Below are 15,223 nucleotides of genomic sequence, written 5' to 3' on the forward strand. Positions count from 1 at the left end.
CGCGAGGCCGTCCGCGGACCTAGGACCACGGACGGGTCTCCGTAGGACCGCAGACCGGTCTTTGTTGCGGAAGGATGAAATCCGCCCCTGCCCGCGTTGGTGCCTTCCGGCAGGTCAGAACGATCGGGAGGTTTCAGTGGCGGCGACAGACCAGAGCTGGGCGCGGCGGCTGTCCGGGTACGCGTGGCGGTACCGGCGCAATGTGCTGCTCGCGCTCGGCTCCTCGCTCGCGGGCATGGCGGTGATGGCCCTCGTCCCGCTGATCACCAAGGTGGTCATCGACGATGTCATCGGGGGCGGCGACCGTTCCCTCGCCGTCTGGACCGGCCTGCTGATGCTCGCCGCGCTCGCCGTCTACGTCATGACGTACATCCGCCGCTACTACGGCGGCCGGCTCGCGCTCGACGTCCAGCACGATCTCCGTACCGAGATGTACGACACGATCGGCCGCCTCGACGGACGGCGCCAGGACAGCCTCTCCACCGGACAGGTCGTCGGCCGCGCCACCAGCGACCTCCAGCTCGTCCAGAGCCTGCTCTTCATGCTGCCGATGACGATCGGCAACGTCCTGCTGTTCCTCATATCCCTGGCGATCATGGCGTGGCTGTCGCCGCCGCTGACCCTGGTCGCGCTGGCCGTCGCGCCCGCCGTCTGGTTCATCGCCCGCCGCAGCCGCGTCCGGCTGCACCCCGCCACCTGGTACGCCCAGTCGCAGGCCGCCGCCGTCGCCGGGGTCGTGGACGGAGCCGTCTCCGGCGTGCGCGTGGTCAAGGGCTTCGGGCAGGAGGAGCAGGAGACCGGGAAGCTCCGCGAGGTCGGCCGCAAGCTGTTCGCCGGGCGGCTGCGCACCATCGGGCTCAACGCCCGCTACACCCCTGCCCTCCAGGCCGTCCCCGCGCTCGGGCAGGTCGCCATGCTGGCGCTCGGCGGCTGGCTGGCCACCCGCGGGGAGATCAGCCTCGGCACCTTCGTCGCCTTCTCCACCTATCTGGCCCAGCTCGTCGGCCCTGTCCGGATGCTCGCCATGGTGCTGACCGTCGGACAGCAGGCGCGGGCCGGCGTGGAGCGGGTCCTGGAGCTGATCGACACCGAGCCGAGCATTCAGGACGGGACGAAGGAGCTGCCGGCGGACGCCGAGGCATCGGTCGAGTTCGACGACGTCTCGTTCGCGTACGAGGACGGGCGGCCCGTCCTGAAGGGCCTCTCGCTGGAGATACGCCCCGGCGAGACCGTCGCCGTCGTCGGCGCGTCCGGCAGCGGCAAGTCCACGCTGTCCCTCCTGCTGCCCCGCTTCTACGACGTGACCCACGGCGCCGTCCTCGTCGGCGGCCACGACGTCCGCGAACTGACCTTCGACTCGCTGCGGGCCGCCGTCGGACTCGTACCGGAAGAAAGCTTCCTCTTCTCCGACACCGTCCGCGCCAACATCGCCTACGGCCGGCCGGACGCCACCGAGGAGGAGATCCTCCAGGCCACCCGGGCCGCCCAGGCCCACGGCTTCATCACCGACCTGCCCGGCGGCTACGACACCAAGGTGGGCGAGCAGGGCCTCACCCTCTCCGGCGGACAGCGCCAGCGCATCGCCCTGGCGCGGGCCATCCTCACCGACCCCCGGCTGCTGCTGCTCGACGACGCGACCTCCGCGGTCGACGCCCGGGTGGAGCACGAGATCCACGAGGCGCTGCGCACGGTGATGGCCGGGCGTACGACGCTGCTCATCGCCCACCGCCGTTCCACCCTCGGCCTGGCCGACCGTATCGCCGTACTCGACGACGGACGGCTTGCCGACATCGGTACGCACGAGGAGCTTCAGGAGCGGTCGGCTCTCTACCGGCGGCTGCTCACGGAACCCGACGAGCTCTCGGGGACCTCGCCCGGTCATGCCCCGGTGGCGACCGAGGCGTTGGAGCGGGCCGACGGGGAACTGGGCGGTACGGGCGGTCAGGTGAAGCCGACCGCCGAGTGTTCCGAGGAGGCCCGCGCCCTCCAGCGGGAGATCGACGCCGAGTTCGACGTGGAGCGCGGCGTCACGCCCGCTCTGTGGGTACGGGACGAAGCCGCCGCCGACGACTCGGCGGCGCCCGGCGCCACCCCCGAACTGCTCGCCCAGGTCGAGGCGTTGCCACCGGCCACCGAAGCCCCCGAGGTGGACGAGGGGCGCGCGGTCGCCGCCGAGGACTCGTACGGGCTGCGCCGGCTGCTGCGCGGCTTCGGGGTGCCGCTGCTGGTCAGCCTCGCCTTCGTCACCGTCGATGCCGGGATGGGCCTGCTGCTGCCGGTCCTCATCCGGCACGGCATCGACCAGGGTGTGGAGCGGCTCGCGCTCGGCGCGGTGTGGGTGGCCGCCTCGCTGGGCCTGCTGGTCGTCCTCGTCCAGTGGGTGGCGCAGATCGGCGAGACCCGCAAGACCGGACGGACCGGCGAGCGCATCCTGTACGCGCTCCGGCTGAAGATATTCGCGCAGCTCCAGCGGCTCGGACTCGACTACTACGAGCGCGAGTTGACCGGCCGCATCATGACCCGGATGACGACCGACGTCGATGCCCTCTCGACCTTCCTCCAGACGGGCCTCGTCACCGCGTTCGTCTCCGTCGTCACCTTCCTCGGCATCCTGGTCGTGCTGCTGGTGATCGACGTGGAGCTGGCGCTGGTGGTCTTCGCGACCCTGCCCGTACTGATCGTGGGTACGGTCTTCTTCCGCCGCAAGAGCGTGCAGGCGTACGAGTTGGCGCGCGAGCGTATCAGCACCGTCAACGCCGACCTCCAGGAGTCCGTGGCCGGGCTGCGGATCGTCCAGGTGTTCCGGCGCGAGAAGGACGGCTCCCGGCGCTTCGCCGAGCGCAGCGACCACTACCGCGCGGCCCGGGTGCGCGGTCAGTGGCTGATATCGGTGTACTTCCCCTTCGTCCAGCTGCTGTCCTCGGCGGCCGCGGCGGCCGTGCTGATCGTCGGCGCGGGGCGGGTGGAGGCCGGCACGCTGACCACCGGCGCGCTGGTCGCGTACCTCCTCTACATCGACCTGTTCTTCGCCCCCGTACAGCAGCTCTCGCAGGTCTTCGACGGCTACCAGCAGGCGACCGTCTCGCTGGGCCGGATCCAGGAACTGCTGCGGGAGCCGACATCCACGGCCGCCGCGAAGGAGCCGATGGACGTGCTCTCGCTGCGCGGCGAGATCGCCTTCGAGGGCGTGCACTTCGCGTACGCCGGTGAGGACGGCGTGGGCGATGAGAGCGTGCGCGCGGGCGCGGAGGACGCGGCGCTCATCGGGGTCGACCTGCGGATACCGGCCGGCCAGACCGTCGCCTTCGTCGGTGAGACCGGCGCGGGCAAGTCCACTCTGGTCAAGCTCGTCGCACGGTTCTACGACCCGACCGGCGGCCGGGTCACGGCGGACGGTACGGACCTGCGCGAGCTCGACATGACGGCGTACCGGCGCCGGCTCGGAGTCGTACCGCAGGAGGCGTACCTCTTCGCCGGTACGGTCCGTGACGCCATCGCGTACGGGCGTCCCGAGGCGAGCGACGGACAGGTGGAGGCCGCCGCCCGCGCGGTCGGCGCGCACGACATGATCGCGACGCTGGACGGCGGCTATCTGCACGAGGTCGCCGAGCGCGGCCGTAATCTCTCCGCCGGGCAGCGTCAGTTGATCGCCCTCGCCCGTGCCGAACTGGTCGACCCGGACGTCCTGCTGCTCGACGAGGCGACCGCCGCTCTGGACCTGGCGAGCGAGGCGCTGGTGAACCAGGCGACCGACCGGCTGACGGGCCGCCGTACCACGCTGGTGGTCGCCCACCGGCTGACCACCGCGGCCCGCGCGGACCGGGTGGTCGTGATGGACCACGGCCGGGTCGTGGAGGACGGCACGCACGACCAACTGCTCGCGCTGAACGGCCGGTACACGCGGCTGTGGCGGAGCTTCATCGGCGAGATCGACGAGGCCGGCGCCGAAACTGGCGAGACGGGTGGGATCGGCGAGGAGGAGCCCGCGCCGGTGCGGTGAGGCACGGTCAGGGACCCGGCCCTCCGGCTCGGTCCCTCCGGTTGTCGCAACCGGACGGGACCCCCAGGGCGTCGTACACGTGTACGCCAAAGTGGCCATAGGGGGCACGCGTGTTCGTTTCGATTGAGGCTGACAGCAGAGGCAGCTGGGGCAGCAGAGCCGGCTGGGGCGGTTTCGGCGGGAGGCTGCTGCTGCGCTGCCTCGTCGCGCTGACCGCCGGGAGCGCCCTGGTTCTGGTCGGCCCCGATGCGGCGAGGGCCGAGGCGGTCTCCGTCTGCTCGGGGCGGGCGCAGACGACGGTGAAGTTCGCCACCGGCGAGCTGCGGATCTACAAGAATCGCGCCTACGCCTGCGCGCTCACCGTCGCCAAGGATCCCGGGACGAGGCGCGCGATGTCGGTCAGCCTCCAGGCGCGCGGCGCGCGCCCGGTGGTGGACAGCGGGAAATTCACCCAGTGGGCCGGCCCGGTCACGGTGCACGCCCTGAACCGCTGCGTACGGGTCTCCGGCGCCGTCTCCGGAAAGAAGGTGTCGACCGGCTGGATCCTCTGCTGAGCGGCGCGCGGCGAGTGGTACGCGGGTCGGCCGCGAGGGGCCGAGTGGCGGTGCGCCGCGAGGGGCTGAGCGGTGGTGCCGAGGGTTGGCTGTTGGGGTGTCAGGGGGAGGCTCGGTAAAGCCGGGGCTGGCGGGCCGGGCATTCCCCCGCTAGGTTCACGGCGTCTGTCATGAACACAGGGAGTGTGAATGCGCAAGGCGCTGAGATGGTTGTTGTCGTTCGTGCTGGTCATAGGCACGGTGGCAACAGCCGGTGCGGCCACCGCCGCCGATCGGAGTGCGGACCACCAATCCGCCACCGATGCAACTGACACCATCGACACCACCGATGCCTCCAACACCACGGATACTTCTGGCACCACGGATGCCACTGACATCAAGGACCGCATCCTCGCGATCCCGGGGATGAGCCTGGTCCAGGAGAAGCCTTACGAGGGTTACCGCTACTTCGTCCTCACCTACACGCAGCCGGTCGATCACCGGCGTCCGTCCAAGGGCACCTTCCAGCAGCGCGTCACGCTGCTGCACAAGGACACCGACCGGCCCACCGTCTTCTTCACCGGCGGATACAACGTCTCCACCAATCCCGGCCGCAGTGAGCCGACCCGGATCATCGACGGCAACCAGGTCTCGATGGAGTACCGCTTCTTCACTCCGTCCCGCCCGCAGCCGGCCGACTGGTCGAAGCTGGACATCTGGCAGGCGGCCAGCGACCAGCACCGGATCTTCACCGCGCTGAAGAAGATCTACTCCAAGAAGTGGCTGTCCACCGGCGGTTCCAAGGGCGGCATGACCGCCACCTACTTCGAGCGCTTCTACCCGCGTGACATGGACGGCGTCGTCGCGTACGTCGCGCCCAACGACGTGGTGAACAAGGAGGACTCGGCGTACGACCGGTTCTTCGAGCGCGTCGGTACGAAGGAGTGCCGCGACAGGCTCAACGCGGTGCAGCGCGAGGCGCTGGTCCGGCGGGAGCCGCTGGAGAAGACGTTCAAGGAGTGGGCGGACGCCAACGACGGGACGTTCACCACCATCGGCTCGCTCGACCGGGCGTACGAGGCCACGGTGCTCGACTTCGTCTGGGGCTTCTGGCAGTACAGCCTGCTCGCGGACTGTGAGCTGATCCCGGACGCCGCCACCGCCTCCGACCAGGAGATCTACGACACCGTCGACACGATCTCCGGCTTCTCCGCGTACACGGACCAGGGCCTGGAGACGTACACGCCGTACTACTACCAGGCGGGCACCCAGCTGGGCTCGCCCGACATCAAGCAGCCGCACCTGGGCAAGCTGAGCCGCTACGGCTACCAGCCGCCGCGGAACTTCGTGCCGCGCGACATCCCCATGCGCTTCAACCCGCTGGCGATGCCGGACGTCGACAACTGGGTCCGTCACCACGCCGACCGGATGCTGTTCGTGTACGGGCAGAACGACCCGTGGGGTGCGGAGCCCTTCCACCTCGGCCGGGGGGCGCGCGACAGCTACGTGTATGTCGCGCCGGGCGCCAACCACGGTGCCAATGTCGCGGGCCTGGTCCCGGAGCAGCAGGCGAAGGCCACGGCCAGGATCCTGGAGTGGGCGGGCGTCGCGCCCGCCGCCGTACAGAAGGACGAGGCGAAGGCGAGGCCGCTGGCGCCGTTCGACGCCAAGCTGGACAAGCAGAAGATGGAACGGGAGCAGGCCCTGAGGCCGTAACTCCTCAACTCCTCAACCGCTTCTTTGAAGCTGAAGCTGAAGCTGAAGCTGAAGCTGAAGCCGTGCTGTGCCCGCCGTTCACGAACGGCGGGCACAGCACGTGGTGTATCCCTCAGCTGATACTCGGCCAGTTCTTCGGTCAGTACCTCAGACCGTGGCCGACCGGATACAGCACCCGCGCCGGGTCGTCTGCCCGTTGCACCGGTACGGGCAGCAGTCCCCGGGGCTTGACCCGGCCGGCGATCACCCGCGCCGCGGCCCGCAGTTCGACGTCGGTCCAGGAGTACGCGGCCAGGGACGCCGTGACGGTCGGCAGGTGCGCGATGTCGTACGGATTGCGGATGGCGACCGTCACGACCGGCACCCCGCTCGCGGTCAGCGCGGCGACCAGGGTGCGCTGTGAGCTGGTGGCCGCGACGTTGTACGTGGCCACGACGACGGCGTCCTTGCCGCGTGCGGCCGCCACGGCCGCGTCGATCCGCTCGGCGGTCGGAGCCGTACCGGTGGACAGGGCGGTGGCGGTGAACCCCAGCTCGGTGAGCGCCGTGGCCAGGACGGTGGTCGGCGGGCCGGTCGTGCCCGAGGGCGAGGCCGGGTCGGCGCCGACGACCAGCAGGTTCTTCTCCCGGCGGCGGCTCAGGGGCAGCAGCCGGTCCTTGTTGACGAGCAGGGTGGTGGTCGCCCCGGCGATCCGGTCGGCGGCGGCGAGGTGCGCCCGGACGCCGACCGTACGGTCCACGTCCGCGCGGGAGACGTACGGCGGTTCGCGGAACAGGCCGAGTCGCTGCTTCAGTTCGAGCACGCGCAGAACCGATTCCTCGACGCGCTTCACACTGATCTCGCCGTTCTTGACCGCCGTGAGAACGGCGTTCCAGGCCAGCGGGAAGTCCGGCGGATTGAGCAGCTGGTCGACGCCCGCCTTGAGCGCGAGGACGGGCACCCGGGCGTCGCCGTACTTCTTCCGCACGCCCTCCATCGTGAGCGCGTCGGTGATCACGACGCCCTTGTAGCCGAGCTGTTCGCGCAGGACGCCGGTGACGATGGGGTGCGAGAGCGTCGCCGGGTCCTCGTTCGGGTCGAGGGCGGGGACGACGATGTGCGCGGTCATGATCGAGGTGACCCCGGCGGTGATCGCGGCCCGGAACGGCGGCGCGTCCAGTTCCGCCCACTGCTCGCGGGTGTGGTGGATGGTGGGCAGGGAGAAGTGGCTGTCGTCCTTCGTGTCGCCGTGCCCAGGGAAGTGCTTGGCGGCGGTGGCGATTCCGGCGCTTTGGTAGCCCTTGACCTGGGCGGCGACCAGGCCGGCCACGGCTTGCGGGTCGGCGCCGAAGGACCGTACGCCGATGACGGGATTGGCGGGGTTGACGTTGACGTCGGAGTCGGGCGCGTAGTTCTGGTTGATGCCCATGGCGGCCAGCTCGGCACCGGCGATCCTGGCGGCCTCCCGCGCGTCGGTGCGCGAGCCGGACGCGCCGAGTGCCATCGCGCCGGGCAGCAGCGTGGCGGGCTTGCCGACGCGCGCGACGATGCCGTGTTCCTGGTCGGTGGAGATCAGCAGGGGTACGGGGGTGGCCTTGGCCAGACCGGCCTTCTGGATGCCATTGGAGAGCGCGGCGATCTGATGCGGGTCGCGGGTGTTGTGCGCCCAGGCGAAGTAGATGATGCCGCCGACGTGGTACTTGGCGATCAGCTCGGCGGCGGTGCGGACACCGATCTCGGTCAGGTTCGCGTCGATGTCGGCCTGGTCGGGGGCGGTGGCGGAGTGGCCGTACACACGCATGACGAAGAGCTGGCCGACCTTCTCCTCCAGGCTCATACGGGAGACGAGCCGGCGGAGCCGGTCGTGGTCGGGGCTGTGGCCGTGGTCGTTGTGCGGGGGAGCGGCCTGCGCGGGGGTGGCTGTGATGGATGTGCTGGCTGTTGTGGCAACAGCAGCCGCCGCTACGGCGGTTGCGCTGAGGAGAGTGCGTCTGGAGATGGTCCGGTCGTGCACTGGTGCTCCTTCCGGCCGTGCGCTGCGAGGGACGTGCGCGAGGAAGTGAAAGAAACTTCCAAGGACTCACGGATATCCGGAAGGTAACTGCCAGTCAAGGGATGTGCCGAAGACGCGCCGTTGAAAGACGGACGGAGGATCGGGGGAGGTCTGGTCCGGCTTGGTCCGGTGCGTCCTGCCCTGGTCCATCCTGACATCAGGCGGTCGGGTCCCGTCCGTCGTTGCCGTCAGGCGGTCGAGACCTCCGGCCAGTGCCGTCGCAAGGTGTCCACGGTCGCCGTGACGGCCGGGCGCCTGGCCGCTCCCGTACGCCACAGGGCGTACAACCGGCGCAACGGCACCGGATCGAGAGCCACGGCACGTACCCCCTCGGGCAGCGGTCCACGCCCCAGGCGCGGGATCATCGCGATACCGAGGCCGGCCGCCACCAGCGCCAGCTGGGTGTGGTTCTCCTCGGCCTGGTGCGCGAGATCGGGCTCGCAGCCGGCCGCGCGCAGCGTACGCACCAGCCAGTCGTGGCAGACCGTACCGGGTGGCTGGCAGATCCAGCGCTGCCGCGACAGATCCTCCCGGCGGACGACGGACCGCTTCGCGAGTGGATGCGCCGCCGGTACGAGTACGTCGCACAGGTCGTCCCCGATGACGGCCTGCTCCACGCCTTCGGGGGCGGGCAGCGGGGCGATGTCCCAGTCGTGGGCGACGGCGAGGTCGATCATGCCCCGGGCCACCAGGTCGATGGACAGATGCGGGTCGATCTCCCTGAGGCGGATGTCGAGCGTGGGGTGACGCTCGGCCAGCTCGGCCAGCACTCCGGGCAGCAGGCCCCGCGCGGACGACGCGAACGCCCCGACGACGAGCTGTCCGGTGGGCTGCCCCCTGCGCTCCTCCAGCGTGGTCTCGGCGCGCTCGACGATGCCGAGCAACTCCTCGGCGGTCGCGGCGAGATGAAGCGCCTCGTCGGTGAGTGCCACGCCGCGTCCGCGCCGCTCCAGCAGGGTCGTACGGGTCTCCCGCTCCAGCTTGGTGATCTGCTGCGAGACGGCCGAGGGGGTGTAGCCGAGAGCGGCGGCGGCAGCCGCGACGGAACCGTGGACGGAGACGGCGTGCAGCGCCCGCAGCCGGGCCAGATCGAGCATGGCCGCCCCCTGTCTGCTGTTCTCTCAGGCGCTCGAAGTGCGCGCTCGAAGTGTGTGCTTGAAGATGCGCTTGAAGTGTGCGCTTGAAGTGTCCGCTTGAACTCGGGGAATCGTAAGCAACGCTCAATTCAACCATGAAGAAATCCGCGCTGGTGCTACATGGTCCGGTCCGGTGATCCTTTCCGTATGCGCCCCCCACACATCGCTCTCGCCGTTCTGGTCGCCGCCGTCTGGGGCGTGAACTTCGTCGTCATCGAGGTCGGGCTCGGCCACTTCCCGCCGCTGCTCTTCTCCGCCCTGCGTTTCCTGGCGGCGGCGCTGCCCGCGGTCTTTTTCGTGGGGCGGCCGAAGGTCGCGTGGAAGTGGGTGGCCGGGGTCGGACTGGCGCTCGGGGTGGCCAAGTTCGGACTCCTCTTCGTCGGCATGGACCAGGGCATGCCGGCCGGCCTGTCGTCGCTCGTCGTCCAGATCCAGGCGGTTTTCACGGCCCTGTTCGCCGTCCTCGCCCTCGGTGAACGGCCGGGCCGGATACGGCTGCTGGGCATGGGCGTCGCCCTCGCCGGTATCGCCGTCGCGGCGCTGGACGAGGGGACCGCTGGGCCGCTGTTCGCCTTCGCGCTGGTCATCGCCGCCGCGGCCTGCTGGGGCGTCTCCAATGTGCTGACCCGCAAGGCGTCGCCGCCGGACGCCCTGAACTTCATGGTGTGGGTGTCGGTCGTCCCCGTACTGCCCCTGCTCGCGCTCTCCCTGCTGTTCGAGGGCCCGGACGCGGACCTGGCCGCGCTGCGCGCCCTGGACGCGACCGGGATCGGCGTGATCCTGTACGTCGCCTGGATCACGACCGTCTTCGGCTTCGGGGTGTGGGGCTTCCTGCTGCGCCGCTACCCGGCCTCGTCGGTCGCGCCCTTCTCGCTGCTCGTCCCGGTCTTCGGGATGTCCTCGGCGGCGCTGCTGCTGGACGAGTCCATCAGCCCACTTCGCTGGTGTGCGGCGGCTCTGCTGGTCGGGGGAGTGGCCCTCACGTCACTGCCCCGTGGGGCCCGCGCACCCGTGCCTTCCGTCGCGATGTCAACCGGTCGCGAAGTCACGTCCGGGCCGTAGTCGGTAGTCCTGACGGCCGGTAGTCCTGACGGCCGGTAGTCCTGACGGCCGGTAGGCCTAGCGGCCCGTCGGCCTAGCGGCCCGTCGGCCGCATGGCCCGGCCACCGGCCTCGCGACCGTCCCGCGTTCCCCCGTCACCGACTTCCCGCGATCAGCCCCTCCAGATGCTCCCGCCCCGCCGCCAGCAGCCCCGGCAGGTCGTCCGCCTGCGGATACCACCGCTTCTCGTACTCCCAGCACACCCAGCTGTCGTCGTCGAGCAACGCCAGGCACTCGCCCAGCGGCAGCACCCCGGCCCCCAGGGCCAGCGGTGTCGTGTCCTGCGCCGACGCGATGTCCTTCACCTGCGTGTAGCCGAGGTGCGGGGCGAGCACCGCGTGCGAGGCGGCCGGGGCCTCGCCGCCCAGCCAGGTGTGCATCACATCCCACAGCGCCCCCACCTGCGGGTGCCCCACGGGACCCAGTACGCGGGCCGCGTCGGCGCCCGTACGGTGCGAGTCGTGTGTCTCCAGCAGGATCCGTACGCCGCAGTCCGCCGCGAACTCCGCCGCCGTGCCCAGCCGCCGGGCGGCCGTCGCGTCCGCGTCGGCGGGGGCCTGGTCGCCGCCGCCCGGGAAGACGCGGATGTTCGGGGCGCCCAAGTCCCGTGCCAGCAGGAGCAGTTGCTCCAGCTCCTGGTGCAGTACGGCCTCGTCGGCGTCCGCCTTCGCCACCCGTACGTATCCGGCGACCGTCAGGATCTCGACGCCGGCGCGCTTGAACTCGTCCACCACGGCCGCCCGTTCGGCCGTCCCGATCCCGGGGTGTACGGGCTCCTCCGGGTGGGCGCGCAGCTCCACCCCCTGGTAGCCGGTCGCGGCGGCCAGAGCGAGAACCTCCGGGATGGGCAGACCCGGCACTCCGAGGGTCGAGAACGCGAACTTCATGTCGATGGTCCTTCCTGCCTGGTTTACCTGGTGTGCCTGGTGTGCCTCTGGCATCACTTGCCGGTACCCGGTCTCGGGCGAAATCCACTCACCGTCCACGTCGACCGCTCCCACGGCCTCCCCGATCAGTCCGTCCGAGGCGATCGGTCCGTCCGAGGCGGCGCCGTGGACGCCCGTGCCATCAGCTCCGCCGCGATCGTGGCGATCCCGCCCGGCGGCGGTGTCTCCGTTCCCATCGCCAGCCGGCCCGCGCGCGCCCCCGCCTCGTACAGCGGCAGCCGTACGGTCGTCAGCGCCGGTACCGCGTCCACCGAGAACGGCAGATCGTCGAAGCCCGCCACCGAGATGTCCTGCGGAATGCGCAGCCCCTGGTCGCGGATCGCCGCGCACGCGCCCAGCGCCACCGTGTCGTTGGCCGCGACGACGGCCGTCAGATCCGGTGCGCGGCGGAGCAGCTCCAGCGTCGCCTCGTACCCGGAGCGGCGGGTGTACGGGCCGTGCACGGTCAGCGAGTCCTGGTCGTCACCCTGCTTCCGGCCCGTCCCCCGAGGCGTCACGCCGGCGGCCGCCAGCGCCGCCCGGTGCCCCTCCAGCCGGTGCCGGGTCGTCGTCCGCTCCGCCGGGCCCGCGACGTAACCGATCCTGCGGTGGCCCAGCGCGAGCAGATGCTCCGTCAGCCGTCGGCCGCCGCCCCGGTTGTCGAAGGCCAGGGACGCCACGATCGCGTCGCTGCCCGGCAGCGGGGGGCGCCCGCACAGCACCACCCGGGTCCCCGCGTCCGCGAGTTTCGCCAGCTTCGTGTCCATCGCGGCGATGTGCTCGGGGTCTTCGAGTGCCCCGCCGGTCAGTACGACGGCCGCCGCCCGCTGGCGCTGGAGCAGCGTCAGATAGGTCAGTTCGCGCTCGGGCGAGCCGCCCGTGTTGCAGACGACGGCGAGTTTCTCGCCGCCCGCCCGGCCGGTGCCCTCCTGCCCGCTGATCTCGGTCTGGGCCGCTCCGGCCATGATCCCGAAGAACGGGTCGGCTATGTCGTTGACGAGGATGCCGACCAGGTCGGAGGTGGCGGCGGCGAGCGAGCTCGCGGGCCCGTTCAGTACGTAGTCGAGCTCGTCCACAGCCCGCAGCACACGCTCCCGGGTGGCGGCGGCGACGGGATAATTGCCGTTCAGCACACGGGAGACGGTGGCGGGTGACACCCGGGCGCGGGCCGCCACGTCCGACAGGGTGACTGTCATCGCTTTCCTCCGAGAAGTTACGAGAAGAGATCGAGGATGGCACGGGGTGTCATGGGGCGGGCACGGCGGGTGTCGGTCGCCCCACGAGTGGGATCGGGGCCGGGCCCTTGTACCGGCCGCTGTCGCAGGCTAGCTTCTTACCTCATAGAAAGCGCTTGCTACGTCCATATGGAGGGAACTTCGTGACACGCAGGACAGTGCGGATCGCCATGAACGGCGTCACCGGGCGGATGGGATACCGGCAGCATCTGCTGCGCTCCGTCCTCGCGATTCGCGAACAGGGGGGACTGGATCTGGGGAACGGTGAGGTGCTCTGGCCCGAGCCCGTCCTCATCGGCCGCCGCGAACACGCCCTCGAACAGATCGCCGAGCGGCACGGTCTGACCGAATGGTCCACCGACCTGGACGCCGTGCTGGCGGACGACACGATCGACATCTACTTCGACGCCCAGGTCACCTCCGCCCGCGTAGAGGCCGTCAAGAAGGCGATCGCCGCCGGAAAGCACATCTACACCGAGAAGCCGACCGCGACCGACCTCGACGGCGCCCTCGACCTGGCCCGGCTGGCCCGGAGCGCGGGCATCAAGCACGGCGTCGTCCAGGACAAGATCTTCCTGCCGGGCCTGCTCAAGCTGAAGCGCCTCATCGACGGCGGCTTCTTCGGCGAAATCCTCTCCGTACGGGGAGAGTTCGGCTACTGGGTCTTCGAAGGCGACTGGCAGGACGCCCAACGCCCCTCCTGGAACTACCGCGCCGAGGACGGCGGCGGCATCGCGGTCGACATGTTCCCGCACTGGGAGTACGTCCTGCACGAGTTGTTCGGGCGGGTCACCAGCGTCTCGGCGCACGTCACCACACACATCCCGCAGCGCTGGGACGAGCAGGGCAAGCCGTACGCCGCGACCGCCGACGACGCCGCCTACGGGATCTTCGAGCTGGCCGGCGGGGCCGTCGCCCAGATCAACTCCTCCTGGGCCGTCCGGGTCAACCGCGACGAACTGGTCGAGTTCCAGGTCGACGGCACCCACGGCTCGGCCGTCGCCGGTCTGCGCCGCTGCCGCGTCCAGCACCGGAGCGCCACCCCGAAGCCGGTGTGGAACCCAGATCTGCCCGCCACCGAGTCGTTCCGCGACCAGTGGCAGGAAGTCCCGGACAACGCCGAGTTCGACAACGGATTCAAGGCCCAGTGGGAGCTGTTCCTACGCCATGTCGCGCTCGACCACCCGTATCACTGGGACCTGCTCGCGGGCGCGCGTGGCGTGCAGCTGGCCGAGCTGGGGCTGCGTTCCTCGGCGGAGGGCCGCCGTTTCGACGTACCGGAGCTGAGCCTGTGACCCTCCGACTTCCCGCCGCCGGGGGCGGGTTCCGTACGTACGTCCCTCGCACCGAACCGGCCCACTTCCTTACGGATACGGCCGGTACGGGGAGGGGCGCGGATCCGGCCGGTACGAGAAGCGGCGCGGATCCGGCCGGTACGGGGCGCCCGCCGCTCGCCTCCCGTACGGTCTTCTCCGCCGCCCATGTCGTCGCCGACCCGTACGCCGACATCAGCCCCGACGCGCCCGCCGCCGTCGACTGGGACGCCACCCTCGCCTTCCGCCGTCACCTCTGGTCGCACGGCCTCGGGGTCGCCGAGGCCATGGACACCGCGCAGCGCGGCATGGGCCTGGACTGGGCGGGCGCGGCCGAGCTGATCCGCCGCTCCGCCGCCGAGGCGAAGGCGGTCGGCGGCCGGATCGCGTGCGGCGTGGGCACGGACCAGCTCACGCCGGGGGCGCACTCCCTGGACGACGTCCGGCAGGCGTACGAGGAGCAGTTGGCGCTCGTCGAGGAGACCGGATCGCAGGCCATCCTGATGGCGTCCCGCGCGCTCGCGGCGGCGGCGGACGGCCCCGAGGACTATCTCGGCCTCTACGCGCACCTCCTGCGGCAGGCCTCGGAACCGGTCGTACTGCACTGGCTGGGCCCGATGTTCGACCCCGCGCTGGACGGCTACTGGGGCAGTACGGACCTCGACGCGGCCACCGAAACCTTCCTTCAGGTCATCTCCGAGCATCCGGACAAGGTCGACGGGATCAAGGTCTCGCTGCTGGACGCCCGGCGCGAGGTCGAGCTGCGCCGCCGGCTGCCGCAGGGCGTGCGCTGCTACACGGGCGACGACTTCAACTACCCCGAGCTGATCGCGGGCGACGAACGCGGCTTCAGCCACGCGCTGCTCGGCATCTTCGACCCGCTGGGGCCGCTGGCGGCGCAGGCCGTACGCGTCCTGGACACCGGCGATGTGAAGGGCTTCCGCGAACTGCTCGACCCCACCGTCGAACTGTCCCGCCACCTCTTCCAGACCCCCACCCGCTTCTACAAGACGGGCGTGGTGTTCCTCGCCTGGCTGGCCGGTCACCAGAGCCATTTCACGATGGTCGGCGGCCTCCAGTCGGCCCGCTCGCTGCCGCATCTGGCGCGGGCGTACGAACTGGCCGACGGGCTCGGCCTGTTCCCCGATCCGGCGGTGGCCGAGGCCCGGATGGCATCCCTGCTCAGCGTGTACGGAGTGGACCAGTGACCGAATCGCCCGCGCCGACGCCA

General features: G+C 70.7%; 10 protein-coding genes. 6 read left to right on the forward strand and 4 right to left on the reverse strand.

Translation table 11 applies throughout. The features are described from left to right. Window positions 1–136: 136 nt before the first annotated feature. The 3 genes from ACIQD6_RS23890 (at window position 137) to ACIQD6_RS23900 (ending at window position 6,249) form a co-directional block, all read left to right on the forward strand. Window positions 137–4,000 (forward strand): ABC transporter ATP-binding protein, encoded by a 3,864-nt coding sequence (locus tag ACIQD6_RS23890; protein WP_401885448.1) that lies wholly within the window; start codon window positions 137–139, stop codon window positions 3,998–4,000. Between the two features lie 185 nt (window positions 4,001–4,185). Then, window positions 4,186–4,554 (forward strand): hypothetical protein, encoded by a 369-nt coding sequence (locus ACIQD6_RS23895; RefSeq protein WP_401885591.1) that lies wholly within the window; start codon window positions 4,186–4,188, stop codon window positions 4,552–4,554. 189 nt (window positions 4,555–4,743) lie between these two features. Further along, on the forward strand, window positions 4,744–6,249 hold the full coding sequence (locus tag ACIQD6_RS23900) for a S28 family serine protease (protein ID WP_401885450.1): 1,506 nt from the start codon (window positions 4,744–4,746) through the stop codon (window positions 6,247–6,249). Between the two features lie 139 nt (window positions 6,250–6,388). Here the strand turns inward: ACIQD6_RS23900 and ACIQD6_RS23905 are convergent, their stop codons facing one another. Further along, window positions 6,389–8,242 (reverse strand): glycoside hydrolase family 3 protein, encoded by a 1,854-nt coding sequence (locus tag ACIQD6_RS23905; RefSeq protein ID WP_401885453.1) that lies wholly within the window; start codon window positions 8,240–8,242, stop codon window positions 6,389–6,391. Between the two features lie 227 nt (window positions 8,243–8,469). Continuing rightward, a complete protein-coding gene (locus ACIQD6_RS23910; RefSeq protein WP_401885455.1) occupies window positions 8,470–9,378 on the reverse strand; it encodes a LysR family transcriptional regulator in 909 nt (302 codons plus the stop codon). Window positions 9,379–9,564: 186 nt separating this feature from the next. On the opposite strand from ACIQD6_RS23910, the gene ACIQD6_RS23915 reads away from it, so the two are divergent. Next, window positions 9,565–10,479 carry an EamA family transporter gene (locus tag ACIQD6_RS23915; protein WP_401885458.1) on the forward strand — a complete coding sequence of 305 codons (915 nt, stop codon included), beginning with the start codon at window positions 9,565–9,567 and terminating at the stop codon, window positions 10,477–10,479. Window positions 10,480–10,613: 134 nt separating this feature from the next. On the opposite strand, the gene ACIQD6_RS23920 is transcribed toward ACIQD6_RS23915, so the two are convergent. Both ACIQD6_RS23920 and ACIQD6_RS23925 read right to left on the reverse strand, forming a co-directional pair. Next, complete coding sequence (locus ACIQD6_RS23920; protein WP_401885460.1) at window positions 10,614–11,405, reverse strand: sugar phosphate isomerase/epimerase family protein; 792 nt, start codon at window positions 11,403–11,405, stop codon at window positions 10,614–10,616. Window positions 11,406–11,530: 125 nt separating this feature from the next. Beyond that, window positions 11,531–12,640: a LacI family DNA-binding transcriptional regulator gene (locus ACIQD6_RS23925; RefSeq protein ID WP_401885462.1), complete on the reverse strand. Its 1,110-nt coding sequence runs from the start codon at window positions 12,638–12,640 to the stop codon at window positions 11,531–11,533. A 182-nt stretch (window positions 12,641–12,822) separates the two neighbouring features. Between ACIQD6_RS23925 and ACIQD6_RS23930 the strand changes: the two genes are divergently transcribed. After that, the gene (locus ACIQD6_RS23930) at window positions 12,823–13,974 is read left to right on the forward strand and encodes a Gfo/Idh/MocA family protein (protein WP_401885464.1); all 1,152 of its coding nucleotides are present in this window, start codon (window positions 12,823–12,825) and stop codon (window positions 13,972–13,974) included. Continuing rightward, window positions 13,971–15,200, forward strand: coding sequence for a dihydrodipicolinate synthase family protein (locus ACIQD6_RS23935; RefSeq protein WP_401885467.1), 1,230 nt, complete (start codon window positions 13,971–13,973; stop codon window positions 15,198–15,200). The genes ACIQD6_RS23930 and ACIQD6_RS23935 overlap by 4 nt, the downstream gene beginning before the upstream one ends. Window positions 15,201–15,223: the final 23 nt, after the last annotated feature.

This window comes from Streptomyces sp. NPDC088400 (genome assembly GCF_044753355.1).
In the GTDB taxonomy this organism is placed as follows: domain Bacteria; phylum Actinomycetota; class Actinomycetes; order Streptomycetales; family Streptomycetaceae; genus Streptomyces.